A 14,902-nucleotide genomic window follows, 5' to 3' on the forward strand; every position below is an offset into this window, starting at 1 on the left:
AGATAACTTATTAAAACAGCCCGTTGATGATTCGTTTTGCCTGAACCCCTTGGAACTGGAGCGCATTGTAGAGATTTCTGACTGTACGTCAACACTTTTTTTCAATTAATCCTTAAATTTCTGTTATTTTTTAAGGACAGGGTTAACTATGATCATTAAAACATCAAAAACGATGTTTTTTAAACAACTTACCATATAAATCGCTTCGTCCAGTAAAGTACAACTTTGAATTAGTTTATCTGTACGGCTAAACAATCATCTCATTATTGAAGTAATAGCTTCACCAATGTTGATGATCACATCAATAGTTCGCTGCTTAGATAGCAACTATTATTAATTCAATATTAACCATAATAAATAAAAACTAAAGTTACCTAACTTGAACGCCGAATTAGAAAGCTTAGATTTTACATTAAAAATGGAAGCAATAGATTAAAGATATAAATAATGTACTTTCCATACTACTATCTATAATGCTAAAAAACTCTTTTCTCTATGTTGAGAAATAGATAAGAGTAGCTACTATTATTTAATGAATAGTGTTGGGGATAAAAAAAGTTATTAGATAAGATTTTTAATCACCCTAGGTAAAATCTTCAGGTAGTGACGCTTACTAATGTAGCTTTAATAAAATGCTTTACGATAGCGATCTTATCTTTTACTTACTTTCATCAATATTTGATTAAGTCCGGTAAAGCACCTTGATAACATGCCAACCAAATTTAGTTTTAACTAAATGTGGCTCTAATATTGCTCCACTGAACGCAACTTTATCAAACTGCGGCACCATTTGACCTCGTTTAAATTCACCTAAATCACCACCCTTCTTACCTGATGGGCATGATGAATGCTTTTTAGCTAGCGTTTGAAACTTAGCACCTTTACCTAACTGCTTAATAATATCTTCTGCAAGCTCTTTGTGCTTAACTAATATATGAAGTGCGTGTGCTGTAGCTGCCATAAGAAACCATCCTAATATTACTGATAACTCAACCTAGATTGAACACATAAATAAATCCTTTGTAAAGATCTTATATCAGTTCAGAGCTAATCTAGATAACTGCTATTTTTTTGACATAAAAAAACCCCGACTCTTACGAATCAGGGCTTTATAATGGTGGTACCAGCGGTCGGACTCGAACCGACACGTCTTGCGACAGGGGATTTTGAATCCCCCATGTATACCAATTTCATCACGCTGGCAAAGGCTTTACGCCCGTTTTGCAATTTGCAAAGAAGTCATTTTTATTTTAAAAACTGATTTCTTTATAAACTAGTGTCTAACTACCGAACTACTCTATTACTACATATTCTTCGATAACTTGAAGAGGTGGCATTATACGAGATATCCTTGTGTGTGCAATAGTTTTTCTTAACTCAGTGGCTATTTGCTGTTTATTTATTCGATTATGAATCAGGATGATAAGCTTTAAGGAATAGATCAACGGCTTTATCAACTTGTTGTTGAATGTTTTCGTCTGTTATCTCCTTATTAGGCAATAACAAAGCTTTAAAATGTAATCGGCCCTTCACCATTTCCATAAGGATTTGTGTAGCAAATAACGGGTCATCTATTGATATGACATTTTCTCTATCCAACTGTACTAAATAATCAGTTAGTGGCTTCATTCCTTTAAGCGGACCTTTTTCATAAACCAGTACTCCTATTCCAGGTAATTTAGGAACGACTTGAAGCACTAAACGATAAAGTGAAACAATAGTATCTGACACAATTCCTTTAACAAAGCGAAAACACATTTCCCTAAGTGCATCTCTAGGTGCTAATTGAATCAATTTAATAGATGCAACACTGGCAGTATGAATAAGAACTTGCTGCTGTATTACCGATGTCAGCAGACCCTGTTTATTACCAAACTCATTATATATGGATCGACGCGATCCCCCTGCCTCGGCAATAATCATTTCAAGCGATGTTTGAGCATAACCATGCTTTAAAAAGAGTCTTTTTGCCGCATCAAGTATTAACTCTCCACGCGAGCTTAAGTCATTTAAAATTAATTCTTCGTTATAGGCCATATTCAAATCTTATTTCACTCTTGTTTAACTATCGTTTGACATTGGTACTACATAGTACCAAAATGTAGATAATTTAACAGTATCAATTTACTTTTAACATATACTACCCTATACAAATGAATAAATTTCATTATTGGAATCATTATGAGACTATTATTAACGCTCCTTTTAACTACATTTTTATTTAGCTGTAGTGAGGAAAAAATCATAACTGAAAAAGCTATTAGACCAATTGCTTGGGAAAAGGTTAGCGAATCGACTTTGCAACAGTTGCGTACTTTGTCTGGCATTGTCGCTCCCGTTGAGTCAACAAGCTTAAGCTTTGAAGTAATGGGAAAGGTGGAAAGCGTTGAAGTAAAGCTTGGCGATACCGTTAAAAAAGGTCAGGTGTTGGCACAACTAAATCACCGCAGCCTTACACTCTCTGTAAAATCGGCTAAAGCACAACTCGATAAAGCAAACTCTGATCAAGTTGAAGCTAAAAACAGTTTTACTCGCTACAGCCAGTTAATTAAAAACGGTTTGGTATCTCAATCTGGATTTGATAACGCAAAAGCTAATTATGAATCGAGCGAAAGCGCGGTAGGTGTTGCTCAGGCACAATTAGATATAGCTCAAAAAAATCTACAAGATGGAACATTACTTTCTCCCTATAACGGTATAATAACAAAACGCTTAATTGAACCATCACAGCAAATCAGCTCTGGGCAACCCGCTTTTGAAATTGAAGGTAAGCATGGTTTGGAAGTACATGTCATGGTACCTGAAACCTTGATCAAAGAATTACAGCACAACAGCATGATACCAGTACGGTTTCCAGTATTACCCCAAACTAAAATGTTAGGTCGAGTTACAGAAATAGGAACCAGAGCAGAAGCAGCGAATGCTTTTCCTATCACAGTTGTCTTACAGGAAGAAAACCCATCATTAAGAGCAGGAATGACAGCTGAAGTAGATTTTACTTTTGAGGATGAAGGAGATAAGGGATACCAAGGAGTTGCTATCAGCGTGCCATTTAGTGCAATACGAGCAGGTCTGAATCAAAAAAGTTATGTATTTATCTACGACCCGGCGACACAATCGGTTAAACAAAGCGAAGTTAAAACTGAAAATATACGTAACAACATTGCCTTTATTTCCTCTGGTTTAAAAAGTGGTGAGATCATTGCTATTGCTGGTGTCGCATTCTTACGAGACGGCCAAAAGGTAACACTTCTAGATAACACTACACAGCGCTTTAATTAAGAACCAACATAATGAATATCACTCATATAGCTTTTAAGTATCGTAAAACTGTATTTTTTATTCTTACATTATTATTAATTAATGGTGTATTTGCCTATTTTACCTTACCTGCACAAGAAGACCCAACTATAACGATAAGAGAATCTGTTATTTCAACTTCTTTTCCTGGGATGGCACCTGAACGTGTAGAGCAGTTAATAACCAAGAAACTTGAAGAAGAAATTAGAAAAGTACCTGAAGTTAAAGAAATAAGATCGCTTTCAACTACGGGAAACTCAACTATTCATGTCAAAATTCATGATCGGTATTTTAATCTTGATGATATCTGGCAGGATGTTCGTAATAAAGCCGTAACCGCTCATACCAAAATGCCTTCAGGTACTAGCACCCCTTATGTAAATACAGAATTTGGTGATGTTTCAGTGGTAACACTAGCTTTAACTGCTGATGGTTTCGACATGAGTGCTATGTATGATATTGCACAGCATATTCGTGATACCTTATATAGCGTTGAAGGAACAAAGAAAATTGAAATTTTAGGCCATTTAGAAGAGCGTATTTTTCTAGAGGCATCAAATGCAAGATTATCGCAACTCGGTATTTCTCCTCAAGCGCTGATCAATGAATTACAAAAACAAAACATTATCCGCTCTGGTGGTGAAGTCGATACAGGTAAAAAGAGTTTCATCATAGAACCATCAGGAAATTTTGGTAGTGTCCCTGATATCGCCAATACTTATATAAATATACCTAACACCGAAGATTTTATTGCGTTAAAAGATGTGGTTAGTATTAAACGAGACTATATCGATCCACCGGACAAATTAGCTTATTACAACGGTAAACCCGCTATCTATTTTGCAATTTCTATGTTGCCTCAATACAACATTTTAGAATTTGCGCCACGTATAAAAACCAATATTAATAAAGTAATTGCTAGTCTACCTATCGGTTACCAACTTGATATTGCTACCTATCAAGCTGAGCAGGTAGAAAAAACAGTACAAGGCGTCTCAATTAACGTACTACAAACACTCGCTATTGTCTTAGTCGTAGTTGTACTATTTTTAGGCTTAAGAACTGGCTTAATTGTCGGGGCTATTGTTCCATTTGTTATGTTAACAACCTTATCAATAATGCTATTTTTTGATATGAAATTAGAGCGTATGAGTTTAGCGACTTTAATCATATCATTAGGTTTATTGGTTGATAACGGTATTGTTATTGCTGAAGATTTTAAGCGAAGAATTGAAGATGGTATTAGTCGTTTCGATGCCATGTTACAAGGTTGTAAAGAGCTCGCCATTCCATTATTAAGCTCCTCTATCACAACAATTTTATTTTTCTTACCATTGATGTTAGCTGAACATGTCGCAGGTGAATTTACTCGTTCAATCTCGCTCGTCATTTTGATTACCTTAATGACAAGCTGGATACTGGCTTTATGTGTCACGCCTATTCTTTGTTACTATTTTATAAAACCGTCGAAAGCCGAAATAGAAAACAGTTTGGTGAAAGGCAAGTTATCCACCATGTATGAAGGTTTTTTGCATTCCGTATTAAAACACAGGCTAATCTTTATTAGCATAATATTAATTTTATTTGTTGGCGCAATTGGTTCAATGAAATTTGTTGCCAAACAATTCTTTCCAGAGTCTGATCGTACGCAAATATTAATGTACATTGATTTACCTAACGGTACTTCTTCACGTGAAACTAATCGCCAAATGAAAGACATATTTACCTGGTTAGATAACAAAGAAAAATTTGCTTTTATTGAAAATTATTCTGGCTACGTAGGCTTCAATGGACCACGTTTTGTATTATCACTTAACCCTGAAGATCCAGCTCAAAATAAAGGTTTTATTGTGCTTAATGTAGTTGAAGGTACAGACGTAGCCAAAAGAGTATCAGAATTAGGAACACAGCTTGAAGCCAAGTTCCCCAATATTTCTGCTCGCGTGAAAAAAATGTTCTTAGGCCCATCTGATGCAAAGACAATAAAAATTCAAGTTAAAGGCCCAGACAAAAACGTTATTTATCAAAAAGCACAACAAATTATGGACTTGCTCCATCAAGTTCCTAATACTATTAACATACGTAACGATTGGGAAAACTTGATTGTTAAAATAGATGTTAAAATTGATCAACATCGAGCCAAAAGAGCAAGTTTAACATCATCTGAAATAGCCGACGCCTTACAAACATATTTTTCAGGGGCGCAAATAACAGAATATAGGGAAGGTGATGAAATTATCCCTATCATTTTACGCGCGCAAGAAAGTGAACGTAATAACTTAGACAAACTACGCACACTTAATGTCTATTCTGAAAAAACAGGAAAAGCGATCCCGTTATTCCAAGTAGCAACATTTGTACCTGTAAATCAATTTTCTGTTATACACCATGAAGATATGTTTCGTACTATTAGCATTGAAGCACGTAATACGGGTATGGCAGCAGAAGATCTACAAAAAGTTATAGATAAAAAAATTCAACTGTTAGCAGCTGACTTACCCGTTAATCACGAAATATTCTACGGTGGTGCAATTAAAGAATCTAAAGCGGCCCAAAAAGCATTAAGTGCTAGTATGCCAATGGTGATTGGTTTTATATTAATACTACTTGTTGCTCAATTTAACTCCTTTAGAAAAGCAGCGATAATTACCTTAACCATGCCGCTCTCTTTTATTGGTGCTGTAATTGGTTTATTAGTGATGCAAGCACCGTTTGGTTTTATGGTTACTTTAGGATTATATAGCTTGGCTGGTATTATCATTAACAATGCTATCGTACTCATTGATCGCATTAACATTGAAGTTCAAAGTGGTAAAACGCAATACCAAGCTTTAGTGGATGCTTGCTTAACGCGATTACGACCTATTGCAATGACAACAATTACAACAGTAATGGGCTTACTACCATTAATTATCAGTAAAGACCCATTGTTCTATGGTATGGCTAATGTTATTGCTTTTGGGTTAGGTATTGGTACCATATTAACACTTGCTGTTGTGCCTGTACTTTATTCTACATTTTATAAGGTTAAGGCTGAATCCTAAACGAACTTAAAATAGTGAAGGTGAATGCCATTTGCAGGTATTCACTTAGCTTAATTTTCACGATTACACACTACTTACTTAAACTCTTGTAGTGTCTTTGATAGACTACGCTTTTGTTAAGCTACCAATCGTATTTTGAGCACTTTGTATGACTTCAACTGATGTAAATGAATTTCCTCGCGCTGGATTCCGTCGCCGCTTTGGCTCTTGGATTTATGATCTACTTATTGCTATTGCCGTTTATATGCTTGCCGGTGCAATATCCTTTTTTATTTTTAACTTATGTATTAGGTATGGGCTTATCGATATGCAAGGCTTCGAGCACTCAATAGATTTACAGCGTTCTTCATTGCTTTTTAGTGTATTAATCTATGGTTGGAATATTGCCTGGGTAAGCTTTTTCTTTGTGTTTTTTTGGTCAAGAACAGGCCAAACATTAGGTATGAAGGCATGGCGTTTACGTGTACAAAATCAAGATGGTACACGTATTACTGAAATGACAGGAATAAAACGTTTACTCCCTACTCTGCTTGGCTTAGGGAATTTAACCGTAATATTTGATCGTAAAAATAAGCTCAGCTTACAAGATAGACTCACTAACACGGAAGTGGTTGTTTTGTCATTAGAAGCGAATAAAGGCAGACTATGAGAGCTCACCAGCTTTTATAACAAGAAAGCAGGATCAATTTTTATATAGCTATTTTAGATTCGGCTGTTCAAGGTGAGCTTTAAATATATCATTTTATTATGTTGGTTTTTTATTCATAAAATACCAAGCCAACATAATAAAAATGATACTTGGTGAAACAGCACCTATTAATGGTGGGAATTGGTACACCAAGCTTAATGAGCCTAATACTTCATTACAAACAAAGAAGATAATACCAGTAATAACCCCCATCATAATACGCGCGCCCATAGAAACAGAGCGTAGCGGTCCAAAAATAAATGACAAAGCAACTAATAGCATTACCGCAACCGTTGCAGGTTGCACCAGTTTCCGCCAAAACGCTAATTGATATCGGCTAGGATCTTGTTCATTCGCTTCTAAATAATCTAAATAATCCACTAAGCCTCGTATCGATAAGGATTCAGGTGTTACGGTTACCACGCCTAACTTTTTAGGTGTTAATGAAGATTCCCATACTTGTTTGTCTATATTACTACTACTAATTTTTTGCTCGTTTAATTGTGTATTTACCACGTTTGATAATAACCAGGCTTCATCTTTATATACTGCCGACTCTGCACTTAACCAACTATCTAATTTGAGGTCATCATTAAAACGATAGACTTGTACTTTCTTTAACTGTCCTTGCTCTAACACTTCGCCAATATTAACAAAATAATCGCCATCTTTAGCCCACACTCCATTTTTAGCTGAGATTAAACTCCCACCGGATATAGCCTGAGCCCGAATTTCTCTTGCTGTTGCTTCTCCTTCAGGCGCTAACCATTCTCCCACAGCCATAGAAACAAAAATAAGTAAAATTGCCGTTTTCATTACCGATTTAATAATATCTAAACGTGATAAGCCAGCTGCTTGCATGACTACCAGCTCACTATTACTCGCTAACATACCAATGCCAATTAATCCGCCAATTAATGCTGACATGGGAAAAAAGACTTCTATATCTCGAGGAACAGAATAGAGTACATAAAGTGCAGCATGCGATAAATCATAATTACCTCGTCCCACAGCACGCATTTGTTCAACAAACTTTATAATACCGCTAACACTAACAAAAACGGCCAAGGTTAAAAAAGTAGTGGATGCGACAATACGCCCAATATAAACATCTAATATTTTCATTAGATCTGGCCTCGAACATTATTACGCTTAAAACTAGGCAGTTTTGCTTTAATCTTTCTGCCGCTACTACGCTCTTTCATTAAAAGAATAATACCTAAAAATAAAGCACTAATATGAATAGGCCAAAGACCAACAGCTGAGGGTAGCGCCTGTCGCTCTACCCCAGATTTCATTGCCGTTAATAATAAAAAATATCCTAAAAATAACATTAATGCCGGCAACATTTTAGCAAATTTACCTTGTCTAGGGTTAACAACACTAAGAGGCACAGCAATAAAGGTTAAAATAATGCATGCAAGCGGAAAAGCGATACGCCATTGTATGGTTGCACTATACTCAGCTGCAGTCTTAACGTCTGTTGAATTAAATAATTGTTGTGTAGGTAAAGCACTCAGCTTACGATGTTTTTGTTCTACTTCTTGATCTTGAATTTGTATATAGTATTTATCAAACGTAACTGCCTGAAAGACCCCGTTAGTTGCATCTTTGTGATAACGCATACCTTCGGTTAGTACTAAGCGTTGAGATCCTGAATCTTCCTCAAGCACTTGTCCTTTTTTTGCATAAACCAAACTAGAATTAATAATACTCTCTTCTGGATGATTTACGTTAGGCAATTGAGCTACAAATACTTTATCAAAACTATTGTCATTGCGATTCTTACCATGAATAAAAACAACCGCTTTTTCATTACCAGTTTTTTGAAAACGTCCGGCAATTAAAGAGCTCAAGCCCGAATCTGCGGCTAACTCGTCTGTTACTTGGTATTGATACTCTGATGCCATAGGGGCTAAATATAAAGTAAATATACCGGTAAAAATAGCAGTAACAAAAGCAAGCACTAAAGTCACTCGTACAACGTACCACTCACTCACTCCACAAGAATGTAGTACGGTCATTTCGTTATCCGCATAAATGCGGCCATACGCCAATAAAATACCTAAAAATAAACTTAAAGGCAGCATCATACCTGCCAAATCAGGAACTTTAAGTGCAATAAATGTCATCACCATTTGCCCAGGAATACTACCTTCTGAGGCGTCACCTAAGACACGAACAAATTTTTGACTGATAAAAATGGTCATCAACACAAAAAATACTGCTAGCTGCGTTTTTGCCACTTCTTTTAATAAATAACGAAAAATGATCACAAAAAGATCCCATTAAAACTGTGTTTTTTCTGACAATCGACAAGTTTTTCTAGTAAACTTGCCGTTTTCATAACTAAACTATATAGTCGACATATAAAATTAATTGATATATGTAGCTATAATTATAGCCCTTAGCACTATCACTTGAATAGTTAAGAGTGCAATTTTTTACTAGTTTTAGCAAGAGATACCCTCATTAAACGTAAAAGGAGAACTTCATGGAGTTCGGTATAAAAAGCGGTAGCCCAGAAAAGCAACGTAGTGCCTGTATTGTTGTTGGTGTGTTTGAGCCTCGTCGTCTTAGTTCAACAGCAGAACAACTTGATGAAATAAGTGAAGGCTATATAAGCAATCTTTTGCGTAAAGGTGATTTAGAAGGTAAGTCAGGACAGATGTTATTATTACATCATGTACCTAATATTCTTAGTGAACGTGTTTTATTGGTTGGTTGTGGTAAAGAACGTGAATTAGACGAACGTCAATATCGCCAAATAATCAAAAAAACGATTAATACACTAAATGAAACAGGTTCAATGGAAGCAGTATGTTTCTTATCTGAACTTCATGTTAAAGGTCGTGATACTTACTGGAAAATTCGCCAAGCGGTAGAAGCAACCCAAGATGGTTTATACAGTTTCAATAGTTTAAAAACTCATAAAGAAGAGCCTCGTAGACCTTTACGTAAAGTAGTATTTAACGTACCTACACGTCGAGAGCTACCAATTGGTGAGCGCGCTATTAGCCACGCATTAGCAATTGCTGAAGGTATTACAACCTGTAAAAATGTTGCCAATATGCCACCTAACATTTGTAATCCGGCATATTTAGCAGAGCAAGCCAAAATTTTAGCCAATGATTACGATAAAGTATCTACCACAATTGTTGGCGAACAAGAAATGGAAGAGCTTGGAATGGGGTCATACTTAGCCGTAGGCCGAGGTTCTGTAAATGAATCCTTAATGAGCATCATGACTTATAAAGGAATAGATGATGATTCAAAACCACTTGTATTAGTTGGCAAAGGCCTTACTTTTGATAGTGGTGGTATTTCATTAAAGCCTGGTGCTGGCATGGACGAAATGAAATATGATATGGGCGGTGCTGCAGGTGTTTTAGGTGCTATGCATGCCTTAGCCGAGTTGAATTTACCAATTAATGTTATCGGTATTTTAGCGGGCTGTGAAAACATGCCAAGCAGTAATGCTTATCGTCCAGGTGATATTCTAACAACAATGTCAGGACAAACAGTAGAAGTATTAAACACCGATGCTGAAGGTCGTTTAGTTTTATGTGATGCTTTAACCTATGTTGAGCGTTTCGATCCTGAAGCGGTAATTGATGTTGCTACATTAACAGGTGCCTGTGTTGTTGCCTTAGGTAAACATGCAACAGGTTTGTTAAGCTCTCATAACCCACTTGCTCATGAGCTATTAAATGCCTCAGAACAAAGTGGTGATAGAGCATGGCGTTTACCTTTATGGGACGATTATCAAGAACAACTTGAAAGTCCATTTGCTGATATGGCAAATATTGGTGGTAAAGAAGCAGGTACTATTACCGCCGCTTGTTTCTTAGCGCGCTTCACTAAAAAATATAACTGGGCTCATTTAGATATTGCTGGAACTGCATGGCGCAGTGGCGGTAAAGATAAAGGCTCAACAGGCCGTCCTGTTAGCATGTTAACGCAATTTATGCTTAACCGTGCAGGTCAAGAAGTGGACGAGTAGTTTCGTTTAAATTAGGCAAATACCATGCAAACACAGGTTATGTTTTACCTTCTCAATGACGAGAAGACTGACAATAATGATAAAGATGCTGAAACAACAGATAAAAGTTCAGCACTTTATCATGCCTGTTTACAAGCAAGCCATTTTTATCGTCAAAACCAGCGGGTATTTATTTATACACAAGATAAAGAGCAAGCTGAGCAAATTGATGAATTATTATGGGCATTTGACACTGATAGTTTTGTGCCTCATAACTTGGCGGGAGAAGGACCAAAACAAGGTGCTATGGTAGAAATTAGCGATCAACCGTTACGTGGTCGCCGCCCTGTTTTAATCAACTTAACCGAAACTATGCCTACATTTGCAAATCAATTTCAATTTATTGTTGATTTTGTCCCTAGCGATGAAATCTTAAAACAAAAAGCCCGTGAGCGTTTTAAAACGTGTCGACAATGGGGCTTTCAAGTAAACAATCAAGTAGTGGCACAGCCACAATAATATAGGTTGCACCTTAAATTCTGTAAAGTCTTAATTCAACTTACCATTAACAACTTTTTATACCGGAACAATGATGGAAAAAACATTCAACCCAACCGACATTGAACAATCTTTATATACCAGCTGGGAAGAGCAAGGTTACTTTAGCCCAACAGGTGAAGGCGATAGCTATAGCATTGCCATTCCGCCGCCTAATGTCACCGGCTCTTTACATATGGGACATGCTTTTCAACAAACCATCATGGATACTTTAATTCGATACCAACGTATGCAAGGTAAAAATACCTTATGGCAAACAGGTTGTGATCATGCTGGTATTGCTACTCAAATGGTTGTTGAACGTAAGATTGCTGCTGAAGAAGATAAAACACGCCACGACTATGGCCGTGAAGGCTTTATCGATAAGATTTGGGAATGGAAAAACGAATCTGGTGGCACTATAGGCAAGCAAATGCGTCGTTTAGGTAACTCTATCGATTGGTCACGTGAACGCTTTACCATGGATGATGGTATGTCTGAAGCAGTTCAAGAAGTGTTTGTACGCTTGTTTGAAGACGATCTTATTTATCGTGGTAAACGCTTAGTTAATTGGGATCCAAAATTCCATACCGCAATTTCAGATTTAGAAGTAGAAAACAAAGACAAAAAAGGCCACATGTGGCATTTACGTTACCCACTTGCTGATGGCCAAAAAACGGCAGAGGGTCTTGATTATTTAGTGGTAGCAACAACGCGTCCAGAAACCATGTTAGGCGATACCGGTGTTGCGGTTAACCCTGAAGATCCACGTTATAAAGACCTAATTGGCAAACAAGTATTACTACCATTAGTGAATCGTTTAATTCCTATTGTGGGTGATGAACATGCTGATATGGACAAAGGCACGGGTTGTGTAAAAATCACACCTGCTCATGACTTTAACGATAATGAAGTCGGTAAACGTCATGCGCTACCTCAAATCAATATTTTTAATAAAGATGCTGCAGTGTTAGCAACAGCTGAGGTTTACGACACTAAAGGCGAAGTATCGAATGCTTATGATGGTGCACTACCTGCAGAATTCGCAGGTATGGATCGCTTTGTCGCGCGCAAAGCTATCGTAGCTAAATTTGATGAATTAGGTTTATTGGTTGAAGTGAAAGACCATGATTTAGTTGCGCCATACGGCGATCGCTCAGGTGTTATCATTGAACCTCTTTTAACTGATCAATGGTACGTACGTGTTGAGAAATTAGCAGGTCCTGCCGTGGATGCAGTGAAAGACGGTCAAATTGAATTTGTTCCTAAACAATACGAAAATATGTACTTTGCTTGGATGAACAATATTCAAGATTGGTGTATTTCACGTCAACTTTGGTGGGGACACAGAATTCCAGCTTGGTATGACGAAAGCGGCAAAGTTTACGTTGGTCGTACCGAAGCTGAAGTACGCGCTAATAACAACATTAGCGATGATATAAAATTAAGCCAAGATGATGATGTACTTGATACTTGGTTCTCATCTGCACTTTGGACATTCTCAACGTTAGGATGGCCAAAAGAGACCGATGATCTAAAAACGTTTCACCCTACTGATGTACTAGTAACAGGTTTTGACATTATTTTCTTCTGGGTTGCTCGCATGATCATGATGACGATGCATTTCAATAAAGATGAAAATGGTAAATCACAAATACCTTTCAAAAAAGTATACATGACCGGCCTTATTCGCGATGAAAATGGCGATAAAATGAGTAAATCAAAAGGTAACGTAGTTGATCCATTAGATATGATTGACGGTATTTCACTTGAAGATTTATTACAAAAACGTACTGGCAATATGATGCAGCCTAAGTTGGCCGCTAAAATAGAAAAATTAACCCGCAAAGAATACCCAAATGGTATTGAAGCACACGGGACTGATGCTTTACGTTTCACTTTAACATCGGTTGCGACTACGGGGCGTGATATTAGCTGGGATATGAAACGCTTAGAAGGTTACCGTAACTTTACTAATAAGTTATGGAATGCTAGTCGTTATGTAATGATGAACACTGAAGAATTTGATTGTGGAGCAAATGGCGGCGAAATGGAATTGTCTCTTGCTGACCGTTGGATCATAGGACAGTTTGAGCAAACAGTAAAAACGGTTCATGAAGCTTTTGATACTTACCGTTTTGATCTTGCTTCACAAGCTTTATATGAGTTCACTTGGAATCAATTCTGTGACTGGTATTTAGAATTAACTAAACCTATTTTATTCAAAGGTAATGAAGTACAACAACGTGGTACTCGCCATACATTAGTCAACATTTTAGAGGCATTGCTACGTTTAATGCACCCTATTATGCCGTTTATTACTGAAACTATTTGGCAGCGCGTTCAGCCATTAAGTGGTTTTGCTAAAAAAGGTGATTCAATTATGATTCAGGCATTTCCTGAATTTGACGCCAGCAAATGTGATCAACAATCAATTGACGATCTAGAGTGGGTTAAACAATTTATTATTGCCATTCGTAATATTCGTGGCGAAATGGATATTTCACCTAGTAAAGAGCTACCAGTATTACTTAAAAACGTAAACGAGAACGATAAACGTCGCTTAAATGAAAATGAACAATTCTTAAGCTCGCTGGCAAAACTTGAAAGTATTACTGTGTTAGCAGAAAGTGAACAAGGCCCTGCTTGTGCTTCAGCTGTCGTTGGTGATTTATCTGTTCTTATACCAATGGCTGGTTTAATTAACAAAGAAGCCGAGATTGCTCGTTTAGATAAAGCCATTGATAAACTAGATAAAGAAGCAACTCGAGTGCGTGGCAAACTGGGTAATGAAAATTTTGTTAGCAAAGCTCCACCTGCGGTTATCGCCAAAGAAGAAGCAAAACTAGCTGAAGCTGAATCTACCCTTGCAAAAATGCAAGAGCAAAAAGCTCAAATAGCAGCACTATAATTTAGTAAAAGAGTAATTTCCGCCTACGAAAAACACCGTAGAGTAGGCGGAAATTAAAAATATTCAAATTAATTTTTTAAATATCATTACATTAAAAAACAACAACTTACGAATAAAAACCTTCTTAAGTCCTTTTATTTTCATAAAAAATTGAACTATTTGAGCTTTTTATAAAGCAAATTAAAAACAACTGTGCTATGCTGCAATTGCGTTGAGTTTTTGTGTTGCGGATGAAGGTTGATACTAACTTTTGTTTTAGATTTACCAAGTACTTAGGTACTTGTTTATTCTTAACAAATGGATTTTAGGCAATGCAAACTGGTTGTTTGTTCCAAATACTTTTTGTTACGAATATGGTTTGTTTCCTTCCTCTGCCTGTACTACTTATGGTAGAGGGCATTTACTCGGGTAAAAACGGTGTTATTTTTTTTGAGAATTAT

General features: G+C 36.7%; 10 protein-coding genes and 1 tRNA gene. 6 read left to right on the forward strand and 5 right to left on the reverse strand.

What is annotated here, in order from left to right; genetic code table 11:
• Positions 1-682 precede the first annotated feature (682 nt).
• The 3 genes from ppiC to Q4503_RS15880 form a co-directional block, all read right to left on the reverse strand.
• Positions 683-961: a peptidylprolyl isomerase PpiC gene (gene ppiC / locus Q4503_RS15870; protein WP_303602842.1), complete on the reverse strand. Its 279-nt coding sequence runs from the start codon at positions 959-961 to the stop codon at positions 683-685.
• Between the two features lie 157 nt (positions 962-1,118).
• Positions 1,119-1,203 (reverse strand) — tRNA-Leu (locus tag Q4503_RS15875).
• A gap of 204 nt (positions 1,204-1,407) precedes the next feature.
• Positions 1,408-2,037 carry a TetR/AcrR family transcriptional regulator gene (locus Q4503_RS15880; protein WP_303602843.1) on the reverse strand — a complete coding sequence of 210 codons (630 nt, stop codon included), beginning with the start codon at positions 2,035-2,037 and terminating at the stop codon, positions 1,408-1,410.
• A 144-nt stretch (positions 2,038-2,181) separates the two neighbouring features.
• Between Q4503_RS15880 and Q4503_RS15885 the strand changes: the two genes are divergently transcribed.
• The 3 genes from Q4503_RS15885 to Q4503_RS15895 all read left to right on the forward strand — a co-directional run bounded on the left by Q4503_RS15885 (position 2,182) and on the right by Q4503_RS15895 (position 6,993).
• A complete protein-coding gene (locus Q4503_RS15885; protein WP_303602844.1) occupies positions 2,182-3,282 on the forward strand; it encodes an efflux RND transporter periplasmic adaptor subunit in 1,101 nt (366 codons plus the stop codon).
• An 11-nt stretch (positions 3,283-3,293) separates the two neighbouring features.
• Positions 3,294-6,344, forward strand: a complete 3,051-nt coding sequence (locus tag Q4503_RS15890) for an efflux RND transporter permease subunit (protein ID WP_303602845.1) — start codon at positions 3,294-3,296, stop codon at positions 6,342-6,344.
• A 148-nt stretch (positions 6,345-6,492) separates the two neighbouring features.
• Entirely contained in the window at positions 6,493-6,993 is a 501-nt protein-coding gene (locus Q4503_RS15895; RefSeq protein WP_215973617.1) for an RDD family protein, read from the forward strand.
• A 96-nt stretch (positions 6,994-7,089) separates the two neighbouring features.
• Here Q4503_RS15895 and lptG read toward each other — a convergent pair whose 3' ends face one another.
• Together lptG and lptF are read right to left on the reverse strand one after the other, a co-directional pair.
• The gene (lptG, locus tag Q4503_RS15900; protein ID WP_215973616.1) at positions 7,090-8,157 is read right to left on the reverse strand and encodes an LPS export ABC transporter permease LptG; all 1,068 of its coding nucleotides are present in this window, start codon (positions 8,155-8,157) and stop codon (positions 7,090-7,092) included.
• A complete protein-coding gene (lptF, locus tag Q4503_RS15905) occupies positions 8,157-9,308 on the reverse strand; it encodes an LPS export ABC transporter permease LptF (RefSeq protein ID WP_215973615.1) in 1,152 nt (383 codons plus the stop codon). The genes lptG and lptF overlap by 1 nt, the downstream gene beginning before the upstream one ends.
• A gap of 218 nt (positions 9,309-9,526) precedes the next feature.
• Here lptF and pepA point away from each other — a divergent pair, with 218 nt between their 5' ends.
• The 3 genes from pepA to Q4503_RS15920 all read left to right on the forward strand — a co-directional run bounded on the left by pepA (position 9,527) and on the right by Q4503_RS15920 (position 14,462).
• Entirely contained in the window at positions 9,527-11,035 is a 1,509-nt protein-coding gene (gene pepA, locus Q4503_RS15910; protein ID WP_303602846.1) for a leucyl aminopeptidase, read from the forward strand.
• 24 nt (positions 11,036-11,059) lie between these two features.
• Positions 11,060-11,533: a DNA polymerase III subunit chi gene (locus Q4503_RS15915; protein WP_215973613.1), complete on the forward strand. Its 474-nt coding sequence runs from the start codon at positions 11,060-11,062 to the stop codon at positions 11,531-11,533.
• Between the two features lie 73 nt (positions 11,534-11,606).
• Positions 11,607-14,462 carry a valine--tRNA ligase gene (locus tag Q4503_RS15920; protein ID WP_303602847.1) on the forward strand — a complete coding sequence of 952 codons (2,856 nt, stop codon included), beginning with the start codon at positions 11,607-11,609 and terminating at the stop codon, positions 14,460-14,462.
• Positions 14,463-14,902 lie beyond the last annotated feature (440 nt).

Origin of the sequence: Colwellia sp. 6_MG-2023 (assembly GCF_030547765.1) — a bacterium.
Taxonomy (GTDB): Bacteria; Pseudomonadota; Gammaproteobacteria; order Enterobacterales; family Alteromonadaceae; genus Colwellia.